Genomic DNA, 26557 nt, shown 5'->3' with positions numbered 1-26557 from the left:
TCATCGCTTCGCCTGATTATGGATGAGAATAGTAATCATTATTTATCTCAATGTGGAGTAATTCTTGATCGCATCAAGCTTATTCGCTGATTTAACCTACACTTGGGTTAACGCTATGTGCTGTTTTGGTTTTCAAAATATTTACAAAAGATTTACCATACCCGCACATGTTCCATTTGGTTCGTCTCTCTTTTAAGCGGTTTTTTAATTCATGAAAATCTTTTCTGCCCGCAGGGCAACGCTCCCCCTGCTGTTGGTTCCTGCTGTTTTAACCCCTGTCGCGGCGATGGCGGCCGACGAACAGACCATGATCGTCAGCGCGTCCCCACAATCGCTCTCTGAGTTAGATACCCCCGCAGCGGTCAGCGTGGTTAACGGCGAGGATATACGTCATGCGACCCCGCGGATTAACCTCTCTGAATCCCTCGGCAGCGTGCCGGGATTACAGATCCAGAACCGACAGAACTACGCCCAGGATCTGCAGCTTTCAACCCGTGGTTTTGGCGCCCGCTCCACCTTCGGGGTGCGCGGCATTCGCCTCTATGTGGACGGTATCCCGGCGACGATGCCGGATGGTCAGGGGCAAACCTCGAATATCGATCTCAACAGCATTGAGAGCGTAGAAGTGTTGCGCGGGCCGTTTTCCGCCCTCTATGGCAACGCCTCCGGCGGGGTGGTTAACATGACCACCGAAACCGGGCGTGAGCCGAACACCGTCGAGGCCAGCAGCTATTACGGCAGCTACGGCAGCTGGCGCTACGGGCTGAAGGCCACCGGCGCGATGGGCGACGGCACCCAGCCGGGGGATGTGGATTACACCGTCTCCACCACCCGCTTCACCACCCATGGCTATCGCGACCACAGCGGGGCGCGTAAAAATCTCGCCAACGCCAAGCTGGGCGTGCGCATCGACGACGTCAGCAAGCTGAGCCTGATTTTCAACAGCGTGGATATGAAAGCCAACGATCCCGGCGGGCTGGACTATCAGGAGTGGCGGGACAACCCGCGCCAGTCACCGCGTGGCGATCAGTACAACACCCGTAAGACCATCAAGCAGACCCAGGCCGGCCTGCGCTATGAGCGCCAGCTCAGCGCCCAGGACGACCTCAGCGTGATGGCCTACGCCGGTGAACGCGAGATGACCCAGTACCAGTCGATTCCCTACCAGCCGCAGCTGCGCCCTACTCACGCTGGCGGCGTGATCGACATGCAGCGTCACTACCAGGGCATCGATACCCGCTGGACCCACCGCGGGGAGCTGCTGGTGCCGATGACCTTTACCACCGGCCTGAACTACGAAAACCTGAGCGAAGATCGTCGCGGATATGAAAACTTCGTGATGAACAACGGGGTGCCGGACTACGGCGTCAAAGGGGCGAAACGCCGCGATGAACGTAACCTGATGTGGAACGTTGACCCTTATCTGCAAACTAACTGGCAGCTGACGCAGAAGCTCTCTCTCGATGCGGGCGTGCGCTACAGCTCCGTCTGGTTCGACTCGAACGACCACTATGTGCAGGGCGCTAACGGCGACGACAGCGGCGAGGCCAGCTACCACAAATGGCTTCCGGCCGGGGCGCTGAAGTACCGCGTGACCGACGCCTGGAACCTCTATGCAGCCGCAGGCCGCGGGTTTGAGACCCCGACCATCAACGAGCTCTCCTACCGTTCCGATAACCAGAGCGGCCTGAACTTCGGTCTCAAGCCATCCACCAACAACACCTACGAGGTGGGAAGCAAAACGCGCATCGGCAATGGTCTGTTCACCGCGGCGCTGTTCCGCACCGATACCGACGATGAGATCGTCGTTGACGCCAGCGCGGGCGGCCGCACCAGCTACAAGAACGCCGGTAAAACCCGCCGTCAGGGGGTGGAGCTCTCTCTGGATCAGCAGTTTGCTGAAAACTGGAAGCTGAAAATGGCGTGGACCTATCTGGATGCCACCTACCGCACCAACGTCTGTGGCGATGGCGACTGTAACGGCAACCGGATGCCGGGCATTGCCGGCAACATGGGCTATGCCTCCTTTGGCTGGCAGCCTGTCGAGGGGTGGTATGCGGGATCGGATGTACGCTATATGAGCGACATCGAAGCCGATGACGAAAACACCGCCAAAGCGCCCTCTTATACCGTTGTGGGTCTGAACACCGGCTATAAGCTGAATATGGGCAACTGGGGCATGGACCTCTTTGGTCGCGTGGATAACCTGTTCGACAAAGAGTATGTCGGCTCGGTGATTGTGAACGAATCCAACGGGCGTTACTACGAACCGGCACCGGGGCGTAACTACGGGGTGGGCCTTTCCGTCTCGTACCGCTTCGAGTGATAAAAAACCGGCAGCCGAGGCTGCCGGTTTTTTTTACGCCATCTGTGCGCGCTGTTCCAGACGGAACGCCGCCACCAGCGACTCCAGCAGACGGGCCTGATCTTCCAGCGCTCCTGCCGCCGTCGACGAGGCGCCTACCAGCGAGGCGTTCTGCTGGGTAGTGGTATCCAGCTCCATCACCGCCCGGGAGATCTGCTCAATACCACGGCTCTGCTCTTCCGAAGCCGAAGAGATCTCGCCCATGATGTCATTTACGCGGGTGACGGAATCCACCACCTGCTCCATGGTCTGTCCGGCTTTCGCCACCAGCTCGCTGCCGGTAGAGATGCGGGAGACCGACTCGCTGATCAGCTGCTCGATATCCTTCGCCGCCTGAGAGCTGCGCTGGGAGAGGCTGCGTACTTCGCTGGCCACCACTGCAAAGCCCCGCCCCTGTTCTCCCGCCCGCGCCGCTTCCACGGCTGCGTTGAGGGCCAGAATATTGGTCTGGAAGGCGATGCTGTTGATCACCGCGGTGATATCGGCGATTTTTTGCGAGCTGGTGTTGATATCGCTCATGGTGCTGACCACGTCACGCATCACCCGTCCGCCCTGGGTCGCAGTCTGCGAGGCCTCTGCCGCCAGCTGGCTGGCATGACGGGCGTTATCGGCGTTGTTCTTCACCGTGGCGGTGAGCTCTTCCATGCTGGCGGCGGTCTGCACGACTGCCGCAGCCTGCTGCTCGGTGCGCGAGGAGAGATCGGTATTCCCTTCGGCAATTTCGCTGGCGGCCAGCGACACCTGCGCCACGCTGCTGCGCACCTCGCCAATCATTAAGCGCAGTTTATCGTTCATCCGTCCCATCGCTCCGGTCAGTTTGCCCAGTTCGTCTTCTCCCTGCGGGCGGATATCGGAGCTGAGATCGCCGCTGGCGATACGCTCAGCCAATTGCAGGTTCTGTTTTACCGGACGGGTGATCTGGCGGGTCACCCACCAGGAGACCAGAATGCCGAAGAGGATCGCCGCCACGCCAATAATAGCGGTGATGGTACTGGAGCTGTAGGCCAGCGAATCGTTATGGGTCTTGACCAGGGCAATGATCTCGCGGATTGAAGCGCTGCTGTCGTCGCCAGCGGTTTTGACTTTGTCTTCCGCAGCTTTCAGCGCCGCGGTGGCCGCCGGGTCGTTTTTGTTGGCGTTCCAGGCTATCATCGCGCTCTGCATTTCGGTCACGCTGCTGCCAAAACGGGCCAGGTGCCCGGCAATGGCGTCAACGATGGCCTTCTCTTTCGCCGTCCACTCCAGCTCACGGGCCTCTTCGGTCAGTTCCACGGCGTGTTTGACATAATTCGCCATCAGCTGGCCAGATTTTTCATCACCGGTATAGAGGAATTTAAGGCGGTTGATCTTGGCCTGGAAGACTTCGATATTAATGTTGTAGATCAGGTTGGTTTGCTGGTAAACGTCGCGAATTTCTTTAAAGCGCATCACGCTGAGCAGGGTCGATACTGCAACCAGCAGCAGTACCAGACCAAAACCCGCCGCGAGCTTTCTGCTCATTTTTATATTACGTAATCGTTGACTGACACTCATTCCTGGCTCCTTAAAAGGCGAATGTGCCTTTTAAGGTTATCGGCAGAGGTCAGGGTTATTTCATAGTTAAGCTGGTCTTATCAGTAGGCTAATAAATAAACTTTCCGGCAGCAGCACGTCTGCCGGAAAAAAGAACAGGTCATATTTAGTGAAATTACCGCTTCGTTTATTTATGGCGCGGTTAGTTCACAAACTGCCTGATTAATATCTCATTCGCTTCGTCGATCACTTTATCAATCGCCGCACGGCTGGCCTCCTGATCGCCCTTCGCAAGGGCATCAAGCAGTTCATCATAACGATAGGAGCGGCTCGGCAGCACAATGTCTGGATTGTACAGACAGTTGAAGCAAGGCCCTATGCGCACCCAAAGCTGTTCGATAAGCGACATCAGCGTGGGCATATCGGCATAATGATAGAGCGTAAAACGAAAAGCACGGTTGGTGTGAAGCGCCCGCTCCACCTCACCATTGCTCATCGCCTCGTGAAATTTTTCTGAAAGATCGCGCAGCGTCTCTAACTTCTCGTCGGACATTTGATTGCATGCCGCCGCGACAGCCATGCATTCCAGCTCCTTACGGATGGCATTGACTTCGCTATAACGCTCTAAACTGACTTCCGGCACCAGAAAAGCCTGCGCCGGGGTCGCGTGCAGCGCGCCCGCGGAGACCAACCGCAGCAGCGCTTCACGAACAGGAGTAATACTGGTACCGAGTTTATCCGCAATATCTTTGGTGACGAGCCGTGCGCCTGGCTTTAACGCGCCGGCAATCAGCGCGCTTTTCAGACTCACCTCAACCTGCATCGTCAGACTCATTCGTTGAGCTTTTTCTAAATTATCCAAATCCAGCATGTTCTATTCCTGTTACCCACACTTAACTATATTTCACAGACGGTTAAATAAGGACCGCTGAGTATTTGATATATCCTGTATCGCATGCCTGATTTACGTCAAAAGATAACCTTCAATCATAACTTTGTGTGATTGAAAAAATAATAGACCCCGATTTGTATACCGCGTTTCGTTTATTCTATGCCTGTATAATTAAAGACGTTATTTTGGAATTTGCACAGTTTAGTATGGCGGAATAATCCGCCATACCTGGTACTATTCGTTATTGTTCGCGACACGTATCACGACTTTACCGAAGTTTTTTCCCTCCAGCAGGCCAATCAGCGCATCGGGCGCATTTTCCAGGCCATCCGTCACCTGTTCGCGATAGTGGATGTTGCCCTCTTTGACCCACTGCCCCATCTGCTGCTGAAACTCTTCGATGCGGTGGCCGTAATCCTGGTTGATGATGAACCCCTGCATGCGGATGCGTTTTTTCAGGATGGTGCCCATCAGCAACCCGAGACGATCCGGCCCTGGCGGCAGGTCGGTGGCGTTATATCCGCTCACCAGACCGCACACCGGCACGCGCGCGGCGGTATTTAGCAGCGGCAGCACCGCGTCAAACACTTTACCGCCGACATTTTCGTAGTAAATATCAATCCCCTGCGGACACGCCTGTTTAAGCTGTTCGGCAAAGTCGTCAGCGTGATGATCCAGGCACTGGTCGAAGCCCAGCACCTCGGTGGCGTGACGGCACTTCTCCGCCCCACCGGCAACGCCTACCACCCGGCAACCTTTCAGCTTGCCAATCTGCCCAACGGTGGAACCTACCGGGCCGGTCGCCGCGGCCACTACCAGGGTCTCACCCGCTTTCGGTTGGCCGATATCCAGCAGTCCCATGTAGGCGGTAAAACCTGGCATGCCCAGAATACCTAACGACCATGAAGGGTGCTCCGGGTTCTCACCCAGTTTCACCAGCCCGTTGCCGTCGGAGAGTTCATACTCCTGCCAGCCGCTGTAGCCGAGCACCCATTCACCCGGCTGATAGTCAGGGTGGTTCGAGGCCTCAACGCGGCTGACGGTGCCGCCCACCATTACGGCACCGATCTCTACCGGCGGCGAATAAGATGGCGCATCGCTCATGCGGCCACGCATATAAGGGTCAAGAGAGAGCCACATCGTGCGCAGCAGAAGCTGGCCGTCGGCGGGCTGAGGGATGTCGGTGGTTTCTAAACGAAAGTTATCAGCGGTGGGGGCACCATGGGGACGAGAAGCCAGAACCCATTGACGATTTTGCGTTGAAGATTGACTCATACCTCACTCCTTTTTATAGAAACGTCCTTAGAGCCTAGCCTCATCTTCCCCTGCCCGCTTTAACATTATGAGCCGGACTGGTTAAGCCTGACGACAAGGTAGACGCACGGCTCGCCGCTTTCGTTAATAAACCGGCAGTCGTTCGGCGGGCCTAATTCCAGACAATCTCCGGCCCGCATTTCATGGCGGGTATCCCCCTCCTGAAACACCAGCTCCCCCGACTGAAGCCAGATAAGCTGGCGCGCAAGGGCATAAGAGGAGGCGGGCATCGGTACATCGCTGTTGCCGGGCAATTCAACCTGCACCAGGTCGATAGGCAGATCGGTACGCGGCGAGACGTGTCGACGCAGATAGTGGGTTTGTGGGTCGCGCCAGACAGGCTGGCTTTCAAAGCGCAGCAGCTTGCCCTCCTGCATCTCGGCGCGGGCGATAAGGGTCGACATGCTAATGCCAAACGCGCCAGAGAGACGGGCCAGCAAGGTGGCGGTCGGGCTGCTGTCGCCGCGTTCGATTTTATGGATCATCGCCCGCGACACGCCCGCCCGCTCGGCAAGCTCGCTCAGGGACCATCCGCGCGACTCGCGTTCAAGCCGAATGCGCGCGCTGATCCGTTGATTCATATTGTCTGACAGAATATTCATCACGCCATACTATAGACAAAGTAATGGATTACAACCGGCATTTCTCATAACGAAAAGATATGTGTTATGCCGTAGCGTTTTCAGCGACTGTTTGTGTAATATTGTGACACTGCGTACCACTATAGTGAACAACACACCCCGAGGTTTCAGATGCTTATTCGTCACGCCACTAAAGAGGATTGCGCCGCTATCGGCGAGATCTATAACCACGCCGTACTGCATACCGCCGCCATCTGGAACGACACCACCGTGGACACCGATAACCGCATCGCCTGGTTCGAGGCGCGCCAGCTGATGGGCTATCCGGTGCTGGTCAGCGAGCATGATGGCGTGGTCACGGGATATGCCTCTTTCGGCGACTGGCGCGCCTTTGACGGGTTCCGTCATACGGTTGAGCATTCGGTGTATGTGCATCCGGATCATCAGGGCAAAGGCATCGGGCGGGCGCTGATGGAACAGCTGATTGTTGAGGCCCGACGCATCGGCAAGCACGTGATGGTGGCCGGGATCGAAGCGCAGAATCATGCCTCTGTTCATCTGCATGAGACGTTAGGTTTTGTCACCACTGGCCAGATGCCGCAGGTGGGGACTAAGTTTGGCCGCTGGCTGGATCTGACCTTTATGCAGCTTCAGCTCGATGAGCGCAGCGAACCGGATAACATCGGATGAACCAGACCCTGACGCTGGTATTTCTGGTGGCGGCGGGCATTGGGTTGGTGGTGCAGAATACCCTGATGGTACGCATCACCCAGACCTCAAGCACTATTCTTATCGCCATGCTGCTCAACTCGCTGGTGGGGATCGTCTTGTTTGTCTCGATTTTGCTGATTAAAAACGGCGTCGCCGGGTTCAGCGAGCTGGTTCACACCGTGCGCTGGTGGACCTTAATTCCCGGCCTGCTGGGCTCATTTTTTGTCTTCGCCAGCATCAGCGGCTATCAGTATGTCGGGGCCGCGACGACCATCGCCGTGCTGGTTGCCAGCCAGTTAATCGGGGGTCTGGTGATGGATGTGGTGCGCAGTCAGGGGGTGCCGCTCAAGGCCCTGATCGGCCCGGTATGCGGCGCGGTGCTGCTGGTGGTTGGCGCCTGGCTGGTGGCCAGACGCCAGTTCTGAATCAGAGGATCACCCCGCCTTTGGTCAGGCTGTCATGGCGGGCCTCCTGGTCCTCTTTGTACTGTTTACCGTGGTGAGCGATGGCGTTACGCAGGCGCTGCTGCTGGGTATAGCGATCTTCACGGGTTAACTCGCTATCCTCGCTAAGCTCGATCAGCAGTTCATTCATATGTGCAATCACGCTTTCGGCTATCGTCGCGTCAACGCGGGCGGTAACATCCTCTAAATGTGACATTGTCACTCCTTCTCAGCTTGCCCGGCGGCGCTACGCTTGCCGGGCCTACGGGTGCCATAAGCAGGCCGGGTAAGGCGCAGCCGCCACCGGGCGCTCTGTCAGTTTACTTTCGCCTTCGAGAAATCACTTCCCATCAGGCTCACGCTGTATCCGCTAATATTGCTGCGGGTAGCAAAGAAGGTTTTGCCGTTGGCCAGCGCAATCCACGGTGCCTGCTGATAGAAGATCTCCTGCGCCTGGTTGTAGAGCTTCGCACGCGCGGCGGGATCGCTGGTGAGCTTCGCCTTCTGCACCAGGTCATCATAGCCCTTGTCGCACCAGCGTGCAGCATTGGAGCCGGTTTTGATGCTGTCGCACCCCAGCAGCACGTCGGCAAAGTTATCCGGGTCGCCGTTATCCGACATCCAGCCAAACAGGGCGCTGTCGTGCTCGCCTTTACGCATGCCGGAGAGGTATTCGCCCCACTCATAGGAGACGATTTTCGCTTTAACACCCACCTTCGCCCAGTCGCTCTGGATCATCTCCGCAATGCGGCGCGAGTTTGGGTTGTAAGGGCGTTGTACCGGCATCGACCAGAGGGTCACTTCCGCGCCCTGCTCCAGCCCCGCCTGTTTCAGCAGCGCTTTCGCTTTTTCCGGATCGTAGCTGTAGTCCTGCACATCTTTATTAAAGCCCATCATATTCGGCGGGATCGGCGATTTTGCCACCGTGCCGGAGCCCATAAATACCGCGTTGATAATGGCCTTTTTGTCGGTGGCGTAGTTCAGGGCCTGGCGCACCAGCACGTTATCAAACGGTTTTTTCTCGGTGTTAAACGCCAGATAGCCGACGTTCAGCGCATCGACGCTGTGCAGGGTCAGGTCTTTGTTCTTCTTGATCACCTCAAACTGCACCGGCGATGGGGCAGGAATAATCTGGCACTCGTTGGTTTGCAGCTTGGCGAGGCGGGTTTCGACGTTCGGGGTGATGGAGAAGATCAGGTGTTTGGTCGGCACCGCGCCATCCCAGTAGTTCGGATTGGCGATATAGCGGATAAGGGAGTCAACCTTATACTGCTGGAGCACGTACGGTCCGGTGCCGATCGGCCAGGTATCGACATTTTCCGGGGTGCCTTTTTTCAGCATCGCGTCGGCATATTCCGCCGACAGGATCGAGGCGAAGTCCATCCCCCAGTCGGCGAGGAAGGCGGCGTTCGGTTCGCTCAGCACAAACTGCACGTGGTTGTCGTCGATCTTCTTCACCTCCTGGATCAGCTTATCCAGGCCGACGTCGTTAAAGTATTCGTAGTTGCCCTGAGAGACGTTGTGGTATGGATGGTTAGGGTCTTTCTGACGCATTACCGAGAAAATAACGTCATCGGCGTTAAAATCGCGGGTCGGTTTAAAGAATTTGTTGCTGTTGAACTTCACCCCTTTGCGCAGGGTAAAAGTATAGGTTTTGCCATCCGGCGAAATGGTCCAGGATTCAGCCAGTGAAGGCACCGGGGTATTTTTGACCGGATCGAAGTTAATCAGGCGGTTATAGAGCACCTGTGAGCTGGCAACGAAGCTCGGGCCGGAGCTGGCGATCTGCGGGTTAAACGACTCCGGTGACGCTTCAGAGCAGTAGATAATGGTATCGTTATTGGCCGCCCATGCGGCACCCGCTGGCAGTAATGCGCTTAACGCCAGCGCAAGAAGAGTTTTCCCTGTAGACATGTTAATTACCTGTTTGGTTTTATTATATAGAACGATAATAACAGCACAGCACCTGCCCACAGGCAAATAACGAAACACTATCAGGTTATTCTAAAGCAGTTATTTCCGCTGATTTTCCCGCCAATCGCCAGACGGCGATTTGCCTTAAGGTACATTCAACGTCAAGCACTTTCGACCGCCGCAATGCTGCAAGAAATCGCCCCTTTTGCCGTCTCTTCTGCCGTTTGTTTGCCGGCAGATTTCGTAAAGTAGACGCGTGAAAAAGTCTATGGGACCAAATCGTGGCAAAAACCCTTTTACGCAGCGGCAATCTGGATGATTTTCAGGCCGTTGGCGGCGGCGGACAGGCCGTTTTTGAATCAGCATTGCAAATCCGTGAGGCGCTGCGTCTGCGCAAACAGCAAGCCATTGTCGATTGCCTTGCCATTCCGCAGGTCAATGACGAGGGCGACCGGGTGGACTGGTACTCACCGGTTGAGGGCGCCGTTAAAAGCTGGAAAGCCGCCGATGAAGATGCGCGTTTTCGGGCGCTGCGCCTGCTGGAAGGCACCCTGTCGAGTGTCGAATCCCTGAGCAAAAAATCGCTTCAGTCGCCAAAAACCGCCCAGCAGCTGTTTGGTTCCCTGCTTTCCAAAGCATTTCAGTTCCCCGGTGAAAACTTCCTCTTCCTGGTTGATGGCAAGCCGGTGATCACCTTCTGGGGTTTTGTGAACCTCAATGAAAACGCGCGGGAGGATATTCTCGACTGCCTGCGCGCCTCGCTGCTGCCGGACCCGATGCCCGCGCCGGTGGCTGAGCCCGACCCCGAGCCTGAAACGGCCCCGGCCATCGTTTTCGAAAAAGCCGATGAACCGCTGGTTGCCGCCCCGGCGACGGTGAAGATCACCGCCAATGACCTCTACGAAGCGCAGTCCGCGCCGGTAATGAGCGCCAGCGAGCCAGAGCCAAAACCGGAGCCTGCCGCGCCGGTGGTGCAGGCGAAAAAACGTCGCGTTCCGCTGTGGCCGCTGCCGGTTGCCGCCGTGGTGGTGGCCGCCGTTGCCGCCCCGCTGCTGTGGCCGAAACAGGCACCTGTCGCCGAGCCGGTCAAAACCGCTGTTGCTGCCCCGGTGGCGATTGAGCCCAAACCCGTTGCCGCGGTTGAGCCTCTGCCACTGAATCTGCCGCTGCATCAGGCTGAAGTGGTGGCCGTTAAAGCCGAAGAGCCAGCCCCTGCGGAACCGGTGGTGATTGCCGCCATCCCGAAAGATGCGCTGGTCATGGACGCCGGGCAGGTGAAAGCCGGTTCAACCCGTTTTCTCAACGGTAGCTGGCGGGTCATGCTGGATGTCACCGATCCGATCACCGGCAAGCCGCCTTCACTGCGCTATCAAATCCAGAACAACAAAGGCACTGCCCGCGTGGTGCACGGCGACAACGTGGTCTGCCGCGTGGAGGTCTTCTCCGGGCTGCACAGCAACGGCGAGCTGCTGATCAAAACCCGGGGCCATGCCCGCTGCGCTGACGGCTCGCGCTACCCGATGCCGGAAATTACCTGTAAGGCCGGCACCAGTGATGTGGCGGAATGCAGCGCGCGCTACGACGCGAAGACCGTGGTTCCATTGACATTCAGGAAGGCAGGTGCGTGATCCTATGCTGGTAAACCTTTGCGACTACAAACAGAGCGTGACGCTGATTGCGAACAGCGGCGTACAGTTTCTTGATTTTGGCCTGACGCCGCAGGACTCCGCCCAGAGCGGGCGGTTTGTGCGTAAAACCGCAAACGGCCCCCTGCTGCGCCTCGATTTTGATCTGGTGAATGGCCGCTATACCCTGCCCGCCACCAACGGCGGACAGCCAGAAGTGGTGAAACCCGAAAGCACCATTCCGCTTCAGCAGTCGCTGGCGGTGCTCGACGGTGTCTGGCTGCCGGTGCCGTTCCTGCGCTTTAACCCACCGCGCACCTTCGTTGAAGGCCCGGACAACTGGGCCCGCGTGCAGGTGCGTAAGCTGGAGACCCCGGACAACGCCGGAAACAGCCACCGCGTGACCCTGGCGCTGGACAGCCAGATCGCCGCCCACGCCACCAGCGCCCTGTCGCCGGTGGAGAACGACATTCTCAACGGCACCCGTTTCGCGTTGGCCTGGCGCGACGACGAGGTGGCGAACTTCCTCGACCAGACCTGGATTGACGGCTGGCTGCGGGAAGCCTTCACCCAGTACGCCACCGGCGTGGAGAACCGCGCCGAGCGCGATTTACAGCTGGCGATGCGCAATTTTGAATACCAGGCGCACTGGCTGAACATTCTGGCGATGCTGGGGGAACAGCTCACGGTGCCGGAAGTCAAATTTGTCACCCACACTCTCAGCACCCCGGCTATCCCGGTGGATCTGATCCTCGATGTCGGCAACACCCATACCTGCGGGGTGATCATTGAAGATCACGGCGACGCCAACGACGGACTGCGCCAGACCGCCGAGCTACAGGTGCGCTCGTTAAGCGAGCCGCAGTTCCTCAACGAACCGCTGTTTACCAGCCGCCTGGAGTTTTCCGAAGCCCGCTTCGGCAAGCAGCACTTCTCGGTGGAGAGCGGCCGCGAAGACGCCTTTGTCTGGCCCTCTATCGTGCGCGTCGGCGACGAGGCGCGCAAGCTGGCGACCCAGCGGCTGGGCACCGAAGGCAACAGCGGTATCTCCAGCCCGCGCCGCTATCTGTGGGATGAAACCCCGGTGGTACAGGACTGGCGTTTCAGCCAGATGAACAGCAAAACCCAGCGCGAACCGCTGGCGACCGCCTTCCCGCTGATGAACCTGATGAACGATGACGGCCAGCCGCTGTTCACCCTGCCGCAGGATGAACGTCTGCCGGTCTTCTCCCCGCAGTACAGCCGTAGCACCCTGATGACCCACATGCTCTGCGAGCTGCTGGCGCAGGCGCTGGGGCAGATCAACAGCGTCGCCACCCGTCTGCGTCTGGGCTTCCCGGCGTCACCGCGCCAGCTGCGCACCCTGATCCTCACCCTGCCGTCGGCGATGCCGAAGCAGGAGCGCGAGATTTTCCGCCGCCGTATGTTTGAAGCCATCGCCATCGTCTGGAAAGCGATGGGCTGGCACCCGCAGGATGAGGACTTCTCCAGCCGTAAACAGCAGGAGAAAAGCGTGGTGCCGGTGCCGGAAATCCAGATGGAGTGGGATGAGGCCAGCTGCGGCCAGTTAGTGTGGCTCTATAACGAGGCCATCTCCCATTACAACGGTCAGACCGAAGCCTTTTTCGCCGCCCTTGCCCGCCCGGATCGCGAGCCGGAGCCGGGCTGTCAGCCGGGCCGGGCCCTGCGCGTCGCCTCGATTGATATCGGCGGTGGCACCACCGATATGGCCATCACCCATTACCAGCTCGACGACGGTTCGGGCAGTAACGTCAAGATCACCCCGCAGCTGCTGTTCCGCGAAGGCTTTAAGATCGCAGGGGATGACACGCTGCTGGATGTGATCCAGCGCTACGTGCTGCCCGCCCTGCAAACCCAGCTGCAGAAATCGGGCATTGCCGACGCGTCTCTGCTGATGGCCTCGCTGTTTGGCGACTCCGGGCGCATCGACACCCAGGCAGTGCTGCGCCAGCAGACGGCTTTACAGCTGTTTATGCCGATTGGTCATGCGATCCTCGCCGCCTGGGAAGCCAGCGACGTTGACGATCCCCTCGACGGACTGCACGCCACCTTTGGCGATCTGCTGACCCGCAAGCCGACGCGCAACGTGATGAACTACCTGCAACAGGCCATCGAGCACGCCCTGCCAGCCGGGTCGGCACCGTTCGACCTGTTTGCCGTCCCGCTGCACGTTAATTTCCGCGAAATGCAGGACGCGATGCTGGCCGGACACTTTACCCTGGCAGCACCGCTGCATGCGGTGGCAGAGGCGATCTCCCACTATGCCTGCGATATTCTGCTGATCACCGGGCGTCCTGGCTGTCTGCCTGGCGTTCAGGCGCTGATCCGCCATCTGCAGCCGGTGCCGGTCAGCCGGATGGTGTGGCTGGACAAATACCGGGTACATGAGTGGTATCCGTTCAGCCAGCAGGGGCGCATTGGCAATCCGAAATCCACCGCGGCGGTTGGGGCGATGCTCTGTAGCCTGGCGCTGGATCTGCGCCTGCCGCGCTTTAACTTTAAGGCGGCCGATATCGGCGCTTACTCCACGGTGCGCTACCTCGGGGTACTGGATAACACGGTAAATACCCTGCGCGAGGAGAACGTCTGGTATCAGGATATCGACCTCGACAAGCCGGGGGCGAAGCTGGATACACGCCTGCACTTCCCGCTGCGCGGCAATGTGACGCTGGGCTTCCGTCAGCTGGCGAACGCCCGCTGGCCTGCCACCCCGCTCTATACCCTGAGCATTAACTCGGCGGAGCTGGCGAAATCCATTGCCGGAGACGGGGTGCTTAACGTGCGCCTGAAGCTCTGCGGCGGCAATAAACAGGATGGTCCGGAAGCCTTTGAGCTGAGCGATGCCTGGCTGCAGGACGGTACGCCGGTCCCGGCCGATGCCCTGACCTTTAAACTGAATACTCTGGCCGATCGCCGACACAGCGGTAGCCATTACTGGATCGACAGCGGGAGCGTATACCTGAAATGAGAGCCACGACGACCACGACTCAGGCATTAATCGGGTGGATCAACGCAACGCGTCAGCACGCCCCGCTCCTCGACAATGACGCCGATGCCCTGCTGGCGAGACTGGCGGTTGCCGACGCGCGGGAAAAGGCTATTCAGCGGGCGCTGAGCGCCGGGAGCACCATCGGGTTATATGGTCACTCCCAGGCGGCGAAAGCCCACCTGCTCGCCACCCTGTGCGGCAGCGACAATCAGCGAATGAACGTGATTGTCGGCCAGCGAACCTTTGACTACTTTTCGCACATCAATCCCGGCCACGCCCTGACCAACATGGCGTTGCGCTTTACCCCCACCGCAACGGAGGTGGCCGATGACGCGTTTCCGCTGCGCCTGAGCCTGCTCACCGAAGCTGAACTGGTGCAGGTGTTTCTGGCCCGCGCCACGCTCCCGGCGGTGGATAAATCCGTTATCGAGGCGCGTCTGGAGAAATGGCGCGCCCTGCGCCAGCCTCAGAGCGTACCGGGGATCACCGCCGCCGACGTCGGCACTATCGCCCGCTACTGGCGCGACACGGTGCCCGCCGCCGCCCAGCAGATGGACGATGCCCTGTGGCATCAGTTTGCCCTGCTGCTGCCGTCGCTGGATTTGAGTACCCGCGCAAGCGTCTGGTCCTTACTGTGGGGCGAACAGCAGGAGCTGACCCAGCAGTGGCTCAAGCTGGCGCAAATTCTGCACCAGACCAGCCACGCCCAGGCGCTGGCCGCGCCGCTGAGCCTGCTGGTGGATAATTTTGGCCTGCCGACCGAAGGGTTCCTCACCCGGGGTGATATCGCCCTGCCGGAGGTCCAGCAGGCGGTACTGCACCCGCTGCACAACGGCGAGCTGCTTAACGCCATCAGCATCCCGCTGGACGTGCTGGCCCTGCTCACCCGGGAGCTGATCCTGCCGGTAGAAAATAGCGCGCTGGCCGGAGTGGATATTATTGATATTCCGGCCCCGTCAGCGCAGCCCGATTCACCGCTGGCCCAGGCGAAACTGCAGTGGCTGCTGGAGCACTATCGCCAGCAGCTGCAGCCAGATGTCCTGGTGATCTGCAATGCCACCGCCCATCACGGCCAGACCGCCCGCACCGCGAAAATGTTGCTTAACTGGGTGAAAGCGACCCAGCCGGGCGACGATGCCGCCCTGCCAGGGCTGGTGTGGGCGATTACGCCCCAGGATGCGCGCTTTACCCGCCGTTCCAATCTCGACGAAGCGGTGCAACAGCTGCTCGGCAAACCCGGCCAGCACTGGGGAACGTTGCAGGCGCTGGACAGCAGCAGTATGCAGCGGGTGATTGAGTGGTTATCCCAGGCGACGCTGCCCGCCCAGCGCGAGACGCGTTTGCAGGGGTTACGCCAGCAGCATCAGCGGGAACTGCATCAGCTGATGCGGGGGTATCTGGCCCCGCTGACTCAGGATCCTGACGCCCAGCGCGGCACCGCCGAAGCGATGGTGCGTGCCCTGCAGGGGAGCGCCGCCCGTCACGGCGAGCTGCTGGAGGGATTACTCCCGCCGCTGCGCGCCTTTGAGACGCTGCTCGCCGTGCAGCAGCCGCGCGAAGAGCAGGTTAACGGCCTGTTTACCGATACCATCGACCTGTTTGCCGACAGCGCCCAGGATAGCGATGAAATGTTGCAGCCGACGGACAAAGCGCGTCTGGCCCATCAGGTGTGGATCAACCATCTGCGCCAGTGGAGCCGGGATGAAGCCGTCGCCAGCCGTCTGGGGCTGGATACCGCGATCCTGCAGCAGATTGGCGATGTGCTGGTGATTGCCAGCTATCGTCTGAATCTGCTGGCGCAGCTGAAAAAGATTGTTGATACCGATAAAAGCAGCGCTGCACAGCTGCATGCCGCACTCGGCAATTTTGTGGGATGGGTCGGCTACGCTCAGACCCCGGCTTCCGCCCGCCCGGCCAGCCGCATCCGCAAAGGGCAGCCGGTGTTTGTCACGCCTGTGGTTAACAGCACTGCGCCACGCTTGACCCGTCTGGGAGAGCAGCCGGTGCATGCAGCCACGGCCTATGTCTATGACTGGCTGGTGGCGCTCTATACCCAGGCGATTGATAACATCGGGTATCAGCATCCGCATGATATTACCCATGACGATCGCAGAGCGTTGCAGGCCTTGCTCGCCTGATACGGTGCAAGCATCTTAGCCGGTAAGACACGGTACAGGAGCGGTCTGTACCCCTCTAATCCACCATTCTCTCGGTGGGCTGAGGGGAATATGCGGCAGTGGCGGTGGTTCCGTTCACCATACTTTCCTTGCTTCTCTGTAAACCGCGTCACCCGTGAACGTGTTAAGGGGGCTATCGCCGCCCCCTTAACAATCCCGGCTCCCGGCAAGAAAATCGCCGCTTCGCGGTGGCCCTCAGCTTATTCCTTCAGGCTTTCGGGTCCGGTTTTGTAGGCCGGGTAAGGCGAAGCCGCCTCCCGGCAGTGTTGCGCCGGACGGCACTGCGTTTGCCCGGCCTACAAACAGTGGTTAACAGCCCTGCGCCACGCTTAACCCGTCAGGGAGAGCAGCCGCATGATATTACCCATGACGATCGCAGAGCGTTGCAGATCTTGTTAGTCTGAAACAGACGTTTGATGGAACTACCCTGCTACCCTGCTACCCTGCGGCTCGTCATAGACGGATCGCTATTCCTGATGCATACAGTCGAACAACGCCTTCGCCAGCGCTGACGGGTTCTCCCACGACATCGAATGTCCAGCATCAGGGATCATTTTCACTGCGACACCCTGCTGGCGCATCTCATCCAGATCGGTATCCGGCAGCGAAAGCTCGCCAAAAATCAGCCATATCGGGCAACTCAGCTGCAAATAGCGCTCGCTCCAGCTGGGCTGTACCCCATTAACCAGGCTCGTTGCTCCGCGCCACACTGCCCAGGGGGCAGTGCTTTGGAGGCAACCCTTTCAGGGGGAGGTTTCCGCCGACAGGATGGCCTGATAACCGGCACTGACAAACTCCTCCCCCGTCTGAGCAGCGATACCCCGGCTGAACATGCCTCCGCCAGCATGAAAATTGGGTTCAGACACGATCAACCCTGACAGACGATCCCCGGCCAGTTCAGCCGTTTCTATTGCTATGCTGCCGCCCATGCTGTGGCCATATAACCAGAATGAGGTTAGGGCTAAATGGTTGAGCAGTTCGATGACCACCTGCGCCTGCGCTGAGGTCTGATAGGTATAAGCTTCCGGTTTATCACTGTAACCACTACCGGGGAGATCGATAAGAATAGCCCGGCGGGAGCCGAACTGAGGGTCGCAAACTATCCGGGGATACTCGTAGGAAGAGGCGCAGCCGAGACCGTGGATGAAGACCAGCGGTTCCCCCTTCCCGGGCAGTTCCTGCCAACGCACCAGGCAACGGGCCTGTTGCGAATAAAAGCTGTTCATAAGCACTCCTTTTCAGACGACTGTGTTTTTATACAGCTCATCAAAGAGGAATGCTATCGCCGTAACGTAAAACGGGGGGCGTTGTCAGAAAAGCGAAATCAGCAGCGCAACCGGAAAACTCATCGGCCAGGTGGAGCCCACCAGAAAGGCGCTCAGGAAGCGGATACGTTTGCGATCTTTAGAGAGAAACCAGGTGATAAGCGCGCTGATGGCCGCCATGACGGCGTAAAACATTAACATCTTTTGATACAACGTCATTTCAAATACCCAATGTGCTGTTCAATAACCGCGCGCAATATGCGACATATGTTGATATGGATCAAGTATTTTTGTTACACATTATCCACAGTTTATGCGTGGTAATAACAGTTAGGTATATCTTGCTACAACTTTTTGGCGGGAGCTGGCGGGACAAACGCTGACCAGGACCGCATTTTGCGGCCCTGGAAGTCCGGTTCTACTTCTTAACCGGTTGAGGCTTTTTGTTACCCGAATCGGGTACTTTGCGGGATTTGTCTTTATCGACTTGTAGCATCAGACTCTCCTTTGTGGCCTTCGGCGTAGATAAGTATAGCCTGGAAAAAGACCCCCCTTTAAAGTTGCATTTTAAATGCAATTTATGATACAAAATAGCCATCACCCGAGCTGTAATGACCTCATCCACAGGGAGGACGTTATGCTGCGTATTCCGCAACACTCTATACACACCCGTTCCACACCGTTCTGGAACAAAGAGACTGCCCCACCGGCCCTTTTCAGGCGCCATCTGGATACCGGCACCCGTCCCGGCGTTTATCCGCGTCTTAGCGTGATGCAGGGTGCCGTGCGTTATCTGGGTTATACCGATGAAACGTCACCCGATCCGGACACCACATTGATCATTGAAAGCGGCCATTTTGCTGTTTTCCCGCCTGAACGCTGGCATCACATCGAGCTGATGAGTGACGATACCCTCTTTAATATCGATTTTTTTGTTGAACCCGAGGTTCTAAAATTTGCCGGGCGTTCTCACGCCTGAGGAGCTAACGATGTTACGTATTCCTGCCAATTTTGTGCATACCCGTGCTACTCCCTTCTGGACTAAAGAGACTGCACCTGCCGCGCTTTTCACCCATCACAACACCAAAGCAGGCGTCTATGGCCGTCTCTCCGTGATGCAGGGCGCCGTAAAATATTTTGGATTTCCGGACGGCGACGCCACCGAACCTGATATGGAGCTGTTGATTGAAGCCGGAAGTTTCGGTATTTCCCCGCCGCAAAAATGGCATCGCATCGAACTCATGACCGAGGACACCGTGTTCAATATCGACTTTTTTGCCGACCCTGAGGTGACGCTGAATGGCGCAGGCTTGGGTAAAGTCGTTAATACTCACAAGGAGTAACGTCATGGGCAAAGCAACGTATACCGTTACCGTCACCAATAACAGCAATGGGGTGTCGGTGGATTACGAGACGGATGCCCCCATGGAGCTGCTCATCCCGGATGTCGCTGCCGACGTGGTGAAAGAGCTGGTGAACACCGTGCGCGCCTACGACACGGAAAACGAGCACGAGGTGTGCGGCTGGTAGATTACCTCGCCGCCCCTTCTTACATTTTGAGCAGTTCAAGCACCGTTTGCGGCACCTGATTCGCCATTTTCAGGGCCGCATTCTGGCTCTGCGCCAGGATCTGCGCCCGGGCAAGCTGGCTGGCCTCGGCGGCATAGTCGGCATCCTGGATGCGGCTGCGGGCGGCCTGCATCGCCACACCCTGCTGTGAAAGCACCGCTTTGCTGGATTCAAACCGGTTCATCATCGCGCCGTACTGCCCACGATAGCTGCTCACTTTCTCCAGCGCGGCATCCAGTAATCCCATACATTTTCTGGCGCCCGCCTCGGAGGCCATATCACTATTTTCCAGCTGCAGCGTCTTTAAATCTGTCGGGGTCGGCTCGATGGTGGTGGTTTGCATCTGCTCCCCAAAATTGGCGCTGGTCACCACCTCTATGGGACGGCTCTGCTTCGGCGGAACCGCCGGGGTCATTGTCGGCGTCGGCAAGGTTCCCCAGGTAATGTTGCTGGTAAAGGAGCCGCTCCCCACTACCATCACCAGCAGATCTTCGGTGACGGTATCCAGCGTCATGCGTTCGATGCGGTTCGAACCGTTAGCCCCGTCGTTCCAAGCGCCAATCGCTTTATCTTCATAGCGATCGCCATCGCCGCTGTAGGTAATGGTCATCCCGTTATAGTTAAGCGATTCCCCGCTGAGGCTCCAGCTCGGGCCGCCCTCAATTAGCTGGCTATCGTCATAGACCGCCCCGCTGCTAAAACCGTTTTTAGCCGTCAGTACCGATGCGGTGGCTTTGGTGCCATCAGTGATGCCGCGGCTGACCCAGGTATAATCCGCATCAGGGCCGGATAAAGGTGTCCCGGCGAGATGTTTTCCATCCCGGGTAAATAACTGTAGATCGTCATCCAGACCCAGCGAATCAATGGTAATGGTGATATTCGTCGACCCGGCCGGAATATAGGCCAGCGGAATAATTCCAGAACTGAATGAATAATCGGTTCCGGCTAGCGGGAATTTGTTGTTTAACGGCGGTACGTCGCCGATTAATTGCGGCGGTAATACCGGCTTATCGGTCGCCAGCGGATATTGACCGAAGATCTCAGTCTGCTCCGAGACCTGGATAATGGTCGCCAGGATCTGCTGATACTCCTGGTTGATACTCTCCCGGTCAGACGGCGACAGGGTGCCGTTCGCCGCCTGGATCGCCAGGCTTTTGGCTTTAATCAGCATATTCCCGATATCGCTCAGGCTCCCTTCCGCCGTCTGCGCCAGGCTTATGGCGTCATCGAGCCCGCGGGAGATAACGCTATCCGCATTGATATTTGAAAACATCCGGTTGGCAATGGCCTGCCCGGCCGCGTCATCCTTCGCGCTATTGATACGCAAGCCGGATGACAGGCGTTCAATGGTTTGAGAAAGCATCGTCGTGTTTGCTTTCCGGGACTTAAGCGAGAGCCCGGCAATCTCGTTATGATTAATTGCAAGCATGATGAACAGGGCCGTTTGTCTGGTCTGACTACTCTATCGGCCCGCTAAAAATTTTATTTAGGAAATATTTTATAAAACCAAACGATATATTTTCCCCCTGAGATAAGGGGCAGCAAAATATATTTCTAAGTTAATGTATTCAATAAAATATATTATTGCGCGCCGGTTACCGTGCAGTAACCGGCGCTGGGCACAGATCAGTGCTTAAACATGATGTGCGGGATATTTTTTATGTTCTGAGCTGAAGTAAGGTAAAAGCAGGCACAAACCAAAGCATTAGCGCAAGACGAATCACGGCCTTCGACGGTTTTGAGTTGTTTTGCGCTAATTTTTTGCCCCAACCATGCCCCAATGCCCCATTCACACCACCCTGTCGTCTTCGATCGCACTGTTAATGAAGTACGTCACCCGCCCCAACACTTCCACCTCTTCCGCCGCCTCACCCTCGATCGCTTCACCATCATCTGTGATCAATGCCCTACCCATTACCCGGGCAAACTGAGTCCGGCCGCCGGACAAAATCAGCAGAACCTGATTCTGTACCAACCTGGTGCACGGCTCGATGACCGCAAAGCCAGACGAGGTTTCCAGGATGCGGCTGTCCATGCCTATGCCGCAGATACGTTCCGGCGTTAACCGCTGCTCTACGTAGTCGCCTGCCGGTGAAGGAAAGCCCATCAGTGCACCCTCCCCATGTTGCGCAGGATCCAGTAGTGATTGTCGGTTCCGTCGGTCGTCTTATCCGTGAAATCTGGCTGGTAGCGCTCTATCCACTCGTTGGCATCGGCCCGGCTGAAATGCCAGTGGACCTTTGCCAGTTCGCGGATAAAGTCTTCTGTGCGTAAGCACCGGTAGCCCTTGGGGTTTAGCTGTATTGCGGCCACAAATGCGGCGTGAATGTCGTGACGGCGGGGCATGATCTGCACTCCTTATACTGTTTTTATATACAGTAGTTTTAAAGGGGGTGCAGATCAATGAGGCGATACCTATCAATAATCCCGGCTGGCGTTACACCTGGCCAAGGTCCTCTACGCTTTCCTGATCATTCAGCAAGGTAATGGCAACAGCAATTGAGGAGAGGATGGTTTTGATTTCTATGGTGTTCATCCCTTCCTTTTCCCGGACGTACTCGCATAATTTATCGACGTCAAATATTTCTCTGATGTTTGTATATTCGGCGGCTCTTTCAAGCAAGTGCACGATTTCTTCTCGCTGACCTTCGACAAATTGAGCCTGCCATGCTTGCACAGACCTTGGCGTGAATTTAACCCCGCTATCATAAGGAGCATCTGCGATATCAAGGCCAAATCTACCCTGCAATGATTTATCCCATGTCGCATTCAAAAATGGCAGAGAAACTAATTCAGGAGCCAGCTTTGCCATGACGCTGTAGTGGAACAATTCTTTGTTCCTGGCCTCCGGGCTGAGCTTGAATACCAAACGCGCAACTTTAGGAGAGAGAAGTGGCATAAGTTTAATTCTGCCTGTGACGTTCTGAGCAAGAGGGCCGTTCCAATTGGAAAGACGGTTTTCTACGAAGAACTTCTCAGGTAAAACATCAAACCTTACAGATTTAACATTCTCCTCAAGCCAGCCGTAGAACCAACCTATTTGAGCGTTTTTATACAAACTGGAGAGGATGTTTAATGGATCCATCTTCTGATGGTAGTTTATGAACTTAGAAAGAATTACATCTTTATTATCCATAAAGGACAGATTCTTAAACTGCTTGGCGTGTCCGCCCGGGCCGCGATATAGCTCGCCGCCAAAGCCAGTCATGTCAGAGGTTATATTTTTGATGGTGCGCTCAGCTGTTGCCCCATCCCATGGGCAAATATAACTTTCCATTCTGTAGGAATGCCAGTTCAGTTTTTCCCATGAATTAGCAAAATCCTGAGCTTTAACTTGTGGGGTCTTGACGTTAGCGACGTGCTTAACGCCAATTTTGCTGGCGATGTTCTGTGCGCAGCTTATCTCCGGGCTGCCTTCCGGGCCGTTCGTAAATGTGGTGATCCTGTCCTTGAACCCTGCACCCAATGCCAGCGCAAGGACAAGGCGAGAGTCCTTACCACCAGTGAGTGATAAACGGAGTTCGCCGTGAATGTTTTCACTCGCAGCCTTAAAGTTTTTCACCAACTCATCTACTATCAAATCCCAATCATCACCTGAGAGGTCATTCAGATACTGAGTATCGTCATTTGAAGGCCATATCTGATTCTTAAATTTATTGATGTTTACTGTTGTTGAACCAAGTGGTGACTTTAAATAGCTACCCGCTGTAATTGAATACACGCCTTCAAAAGGTGACTCATTGCCAAATATATTGGCATGCCCAATTAACCAGCTCAAAGAAGAAAGATTATATTTACTATTCCCGCGCAGTTCATGCAATGCAGATGCCCGGTTACTTACGCAAGTTACGCCATCAATTATTGTGTAATAAATAGGACAGGTGCCTGAGAAATCGCCGAAAGCAAGGAGGCCATTCTTGGAGGTTATTGAAACGAAGTTGTAAGACCCGGAAATATTGTCAAACATGTATTCCGCATCGTTTTTTGTGGAGGCATCAAGTGCGGAATCTGAAACATCATAGCTATCACCCATCCTTAAAACAGGGCCATTTATCAAGCATACGCCGCTTTGCTTAGATGTTATTCTTTTTGATATCTCACCATCCGCATTACCACAAGCAACATAAGCCCAGGATCCGCCTCCTGAGATTTTATTAACCGACTCTGCTGGCTTAAATGTTAAATTCCCTTTCAGAGCTTCCTGCGCAGTCTCATATAACTTTTTGACAGATTCGCTTTTTCCATTTAAAACAATAAAGTTTATCATTTAATTCCCGCGCAAGATAATTGACAATATTTAAAGTTGATAACCATCTGATAACAGACTAAACAACTACGATTGTGCAATACTTGGTATGCCGGATCAATGATTTATGTTTGGTTTTGGGGTCGAGCCACTAATTTTTATACCAGTAACGCTTTTTTAAATGCGAAACTGAGGATGCTCCCATGCCGCAAAGGATGTGAAAATGATGCATGGAAAGCATCCTCTTTTTTCGTCTTAATAAGGCTATCGAGGTGTTGCAATACTACTTTGTTTCGAGGTCAACGACGCGATTAGTAAGGGCTTCAAGTTGCGTTAATAATCTCTGATGATTACGGCGATGAAGAGCGGCCTCCATCACCAATGCTTCCTCATAGCGAATGCCATATCGCTCACCGACAACATACGACTCTGCAACCATTTTTTCATGCGCAGGTTCCTTTATGTGCCACAGTTCAGGACTAACTTCCCGTCCATCACCATCATAAACAGCAGGAACCCGCTCATAGACTGGCGCGACTGACTCGTACACTGCAGGAATTGTTTCCTCAGGGTCATAGCAGAAGAAAGCAAACCGACGGGGATCAAGTCCGTGCCGCATGAAGGCTTCCTGCGCACGCTGAGCAATAATGCCGACATGCCACCGGGCGCCATCATCGCCTTTAGCCTCAATCCTGTCGATAAACTGGAATTGCACAAAATCAACTTCCGCCCAAGCATCGAGAATGTCATCGGCATAAGGCATCTGCATCAGCCGCTCGTCTGATGTGACAACAAAATCAAGAGAGCCCCTCGCCAGCATCACTGGTCGTGATTTTTGCCGCTCGTCGGACGTAACCGTAAATGTCGTCTGGGTATAGCCTCCAGCCCATGGAGCGGAAGATGACCCCACATTATAAGTGTTACCTGCTGCAGGGGTTACTGATCCGGTGATTATTAGCGGGGCGAGGATGCTGCTGCTTGTGGGCCCAAACCGTGCTATCTCAGTGCCGGCGGATACTTCCGTGGAATTAACATAGAGCCGCACTCCGTTTTTACTGAGGACGGTGGTTGCTGCCCAGTTACCCGAACTATCCTTGAATGTCCCTAAACCCGCCTGGAAGTTTGTGGATCCCGGACCATGAATGCCCGAGATGACGTTCTGATTGGTAGCGAGACCACCGAATGGGTTGGTGACATTTTCGAGATACAGGCCAATCACTGTGACCGGCCCGGCGTTTGCTCCATTACTGGTCAGCCCGTTCGTGCAATCTTTCAGGGTCAGACTGGTAAAACGCTGATGTTTGCGGGTTGTTACAACGGCAGTAGTTGCATCAACTACCGACATATTTGTGACTGAACAGCCCTCTGCATCACCATAGTTACGATCATTGCCATTGGAACCATTTGTCGCAGAATACGCGGTGATAACCTTGGATATCTGGACGTTTACCCCCTGGCAGTAACGCTCCTCCAGGGATATGCCGCCGCCGATTCTACCTGCCGCCGTTCCGCGCACTACAATATTGGCGTAGTTGACGTTACATGCCCTGATGTCCACGCCAATGGTAACAGAAGGCGTGGCTTTGAAACGGTTTTGTATGACCGTAATGTTTGACACATTGGCAAAGATGCCGCCTGTGCCGCGGGTTCCACTCTGGCCTTCGGTACCATTTTTAAGGCGGAATCCGGCATCGATGGCACCCTTATCCCCAAAGTCAGAGATATAGACGTTAGAGATTTCCGGCGCGAATGACATGACGTCCAGTCCCGCCCATGGGTGTTCAGGCTCATCAAGCTGACCAAAATTGCGCACGATGATGTTGTTGAGCTTAAATGCCCGGCTAACTCCCTCATTATCCTTGATATCAATACCATCGGCACCTGTGTTTTCCGCCAAGTATCCATCAATGACGCAGCCAATATAGCCACCGTTCTGGAGGCCCATTCCGTAGTGGGAGGTATTGATTACCCTGAGCCTGGAGATGCTCAGCCCCTTAATGCCAGCCCCGCGCACTGCCGCGCACTGGCGCAGGTAACTGCCCGGGGTGTAGTCGCCATGATAGTTACCATCAATACAGATATCGTGCAGACCAACACCGGTAACTTTCGTTACGCCATTTTCCAGTGGAGATTTTGTCCACTGAATAACTTCATATGCAGAATTAGTGGCCCAGGCCTGAATCGTGGTGGTGAACCAGCCCTGCCCACAAAGAATGACATTGTCATACGGGATTTTCAGAGCGGCGACGCGGAAGTTCTCATTCGATGGATCGTAATCAGCTTCATCCATGTGCACCTGATACAGGGACTTTGTGAAGATGATTTTACCGCCGCCGGCCGCATAAATTTCAGCGGCCTTCTGCATAATTTTATCGGCATTTGATTTAGCAACGGTGATCGATACTAAACCACTCACAACGCCGAACGACTCTGCTGTGATTTCAATGCCACCGATTAATGAGGATCCGCCAGGCTGGGATAACTCCTGGCGTAGCGCCGCATCACCAACGTTGATGAAGTGAGAGGAGTCATTGGCCCATGACGCAGCATCATTTCCAGTTGTCGTATATGGAATCGCTGTGTCGGCCGTTAATTTATATAGCTCATTCTGATAGCGAATCAGCTGGTTATAGTCAGTTACGGTCAGAGGCCCGGCGGTATATTCGCCAATAACCTGGTAGCCTGAATTCTGGATGAAATGGTTAAAACGCAGTTGCTGAGTGAGGAGCTGGTTTGAAAACTCCTGCTCCATTCCCCAGTAAGTCTTTCTGTCCCTGCCAAACCGGTCCTTCCAGATTGCCCTGGTAATATAATTTAACGCGAAGTCCAGATTCTGGGCGTTATCGAAAAGGTCCTTCGGATCCATCGACCCCAGCGGGTTATTCGTGGCGTATGTGGTCATGCTCGCTCCGGGCATAAAAAAACCCGCCGAA

The 26557-nt window shown here is 55.9% G+C and carries 21 protein-coding genes and 1 pseudogene; 9 read left to right on the top strand and 13 right to left on the bottom strand.

Features of this window, described 5'->3' with window-relative positions:
* Positions 1–211 precede the first annotated feature (211 nt).
* Entirely contained in the window at positions 212–2326 is a 2115-nt protein-coding gene (gene pqqU / locus B3X29_RS21715; protein ID WP_159339349.1) for a TonB-dependent receptor PqqU, read from the top strand.
* Between the two features lie 33 nt (positions 2327–2359).
* Here the strand turns inward: pqqU and B3X29_RS21710 are convergent, their stop codons facing one another.
* The 4 genes from B3X29_RS21710 to B3X29_RS21695 form a co-directional block, all read right to left on the bottom strand.
* The gene (locus B3X29_RS21710) at positions 2360–3898 is read right to left on the bottom strand and encodes a methyl-accepting chemotaxis protein (protein WP_159339350.1); all 1539 of its coding nucleotides are present in this window, start codon (positions 3896–3898) and stop codon (positions 2360–2362) included.
* A 181-nt stretch (positions 3899–4079) separates the two neighbouring features.
* On the bottom strand, positions 4080–4748 hold the full coding sequence (locus tag B3X29_RS21705) for a GntR family transcriptional regulator (RefSeq protein WP_103179692.1): 669 nt from the start codon (positions 4746–4748) through the stop codon (positions 4080–4082).
* 255 nt (positions 4749–5003) lie between these two features.
* Complete coding sequence (locus B3X29_RS21700; RefSeq protein WP_103179693.1) at positions 5004–6044, bottom strand: NADP-dependent oxidoreductase; 1041 nt, start codon at positions 6042–6044, stop codon at positions 5004–5006.
* Between the two features lie 65 nt (positions 6045–6109).
* Positions 6110–6685, bottom strand: a complete 576-nt coding sequence (locus tag B3X29_RS21695; RefSeq protein WP_103822044.1) for a helix-turn-helix domain-containing protein — start codon at positions 6683–6685, stop codon at positions 6110–6112.
* Positions 6686–6835: 150 nt separating this feature from the next.
* Here B3X29_RS21695 and B3X29_RS21690 point away from each other — a divergent pair, with 150 nt between their 5' ends.
* Together B3X29_RS21690 and B3X29_RS21685 are read left to right on the top strand one after the other, a co-directional pair.
* The gene (locus B3X29_RS21690) at positions 6836–7354 is read left to right on the top strand and encodes a GNAT family N-acetyltransferase (RefSeq protein ID WP_103179695.1); all 519 of its coding nucleotides are present in this window, start codon (positions 6836–6838) and stop codon (positions 7352–7354) included.
* On the top strand, positions 7351–7800 hold the full coding sequence (locus B3X29_RS21685; protein WP_103822045.1) for a DMT family transporter: 450 nt from the start codon (positions 7351–7353) through the stop codon (positions 7798–7800). Before B3X29_RS21690 ends, B3X29_RS21685 begins: the two co-directional genes overlap by 4 nt.
* Position 7801: 1 nt before the next feature.
* Here the strand turns inward: B3X29_RS21685 and B3X29_RS21680 are convergent, their stop codons facing one another.
* Both B3X29_RS21680 and B3X29_RS21675 read right to left on the bottom strand, forming a co-directional pair.
* Positions 7802–8035, bottom strand: a complete 234-nt coding sequence (locus B3X29_RS21680) for a YdcY family protein (RefSeq protein ID WP_156238843.1) — start codon at positions 8033–8035, stop codon at positions 7802–7804.
* Positions 8036–8133: 98 nt separating this feature from the next.
* Positions 8134–9732, bottom strand: a complete 1599-nt coding sequence (locus B3X29_RS21675; RefSeq protein ID WP_159339351.1) for an ABC transporter substrate-binding protein — start codon at positions 9730–9732, stop codon at positions 8134–8136.
* Positions 9733–10013: 281 nt separating this feature from the next.
* On the opposite strand from B3X29_RS21675, the gene B3X29_RS21670 reads away from it, so the two are divergent.
* Genes B3X29_RS21670 through B3X29_RS21660 form a run of 3 tightly spaced genes read left to right on the top strand, consistent with a single transcriptional unit; the run spans position 10014 to position 16505 of the window.
* Positions 10014–11360, top strand: a complete 1347-nt coding sequence (locus B3X29_RS21670; RefSeq protein ID WP_159339352.1) for an SrfA family protein — start codon at positions 10014–10016, stop codon at positions 11358–11360.
* Between the two features lie 4 nt (positions 11361–11364).
* Entirely contained in the window at positions 11365–14346 is a 2982-nt protein-coding gene (locus B3X29_RS21665; protein WP_156655481.1) for a virulence factor SrfB, read from the top strand.
* Complete coding sequence (locus B3X29_RS21660; RefSeq protein ID WP_159339353.1) at positions 14343–16505, top strand: virulence factor SrfC family protein; 2163 nt, start codon at positions 14343–14345, stop codon at positions 16503–16505. Before B3X29_RS21665 ends, B3X29_RS21660 begins: the two co-directional genes overlap by 4 nt.
* Before the next feature lie 506 nt (positions 16506–17011).
* Here B3X29_RS21660 and B3X29_RS21655 read toward each other — a convergent pair.
* Together B3X29_RS21655 and B3X29_RS21650 are read right to left on the bottom strand one after the other, a co-directional pair.
* Positions 17012–17770: pseudogene (locus tag B3X29_RS21655) on the bottom strand (alpha/beta fold hydrolase).
* 84 nt (positions 17771–17854) lie between these two features.
* The gene (locus tag B3X29_RS21650) at positions 17855–18028 is read right to left on the bottom strand and encodes a GhoT/OrtT family toxin (RefSeq protein ID WP_032610845.1); all 174 of its coding nucleotides are present in this window, start codon (positions 18026–18028) and stop codon (positions 17855–17857) included.
* Between the two features lie 418 nt (positions 18029–18446).
* On the opposite strand from B3X29_RS21650, the gene B3X29_RS21645 reads away from it, so the two are divergent.
* From B3X29_RS21645 to B3X29_RS21635, 3 genes are read left to right on the top strand one after another with little or no spacing between them, the layout of a single operon-like run.
* A complete protein-coding gene (locus tag B3X29_RS21645) occupies positions 18447–18788 on the top strand; it encodes a DUF1971 domain-containing protein (protein ID WP_159339354.1) in 342 nt (113 codons plus the stop codon).
* Positions 18789–18798: 10 nt separating this feature from the next.
* On the top strand, positions 18799–19152 hold the full coding sequence (locus B3X29_RS21640; protein ID WP_103822051.1) for a DUF1971 domain-containing protein: 354 nt from the start codon (positions 18799–18801) through the stop codon (positions 19150–19152).
* Between the two features lie 4 nt (positions 19153–19156).
* Positions 19157–19339 carry a DUF1869 domain-containing protein gene (locus B3X29_RS21635; RefSeq protein WP_159339355.1) on the top strand — a complete coding sequence of 61 codons (183 nt, stop codon included), beginning with the start codon at positions 19157–19159 and terminating at the stop codon, positions 19337–19339.
* 19 nt (positions 19340–19358) lie between these two features.
* Here the strand turns inward: B3X29_RS21635 and B3X29_RS21630 are convergent, their stop codons facing one another.
* The 5 genes from B3X29_RS21630 to B3X29_RS21610 form a co-directional block, all read right to left on the bottom strand.
* A complete protein-coding gene (locus B3X29_RS21630; protein ID WP_159339356.1) occupies positions 19359–20807 on the bottom strand; it encodes a flagellin in 1449 nt (482 codons plus the stop codon).
* 360 nt (positions 20808–21167) lie between these two features.
* Positions 21168–21485: a hypothetical protein gene (locus B3X29_RS21625; protein WP_290567504.1), complete on the bottom strand. Its 318-nt coding sequence runs from the start codon at positions 21483–21485 to the stop codon at positions 21168–21170.
* Complete coding sequence (locus tag B3X29_RS21620; RefSeq protein WP_148569313.1) at positions 21485–21724, bottom strand: hypothetical protein; 240 nt, start codon at positions 21722–21724, stop codon at positions 21485–21487. Before B3X29_RS21620 ends, B3X29_RS21625 begins: the two co-directional genes overlap by 1 nt.
* A gap of 91 nt (positions 21725–21815) precedes the next feature.
* Positions 21816–23645: an asparagine synthase-related protein gene (locus tag B3X29_RS21615; protein ID WP_290567501.1), complete on the bottom strand. Its 1830-nt coding sequence runs from the start codon at positions 23643–23645 to the stop codon at positions 21816–21818.
* Positions 23646–23907: 262 nt separating this feature from the next.
* Entirely contained in the window at positions 23908–26526 is a 2619-nt protein-coding gene (locus tag B3X29_RS21610) for a tail fiber domain-containing protein (RefSeq protein WP_290567500.1), read from the bottom strand.
* Positions 26527–26557 lie beyond the last annotated feature (31 nt).

This window comes from Leclercia sp. UBA5076, from assembly GCF_002416465.1.
GTDB lineage: Bacteria > Pseudomonadota > Gammaproteobacteria > Enterobacterales > Enterobacteriaceae > Enterobacter.
Note: the sequence above shows the minus strand (reverse complement) of the source record. Positions and strands in the feature narration are given on the sequence as shown.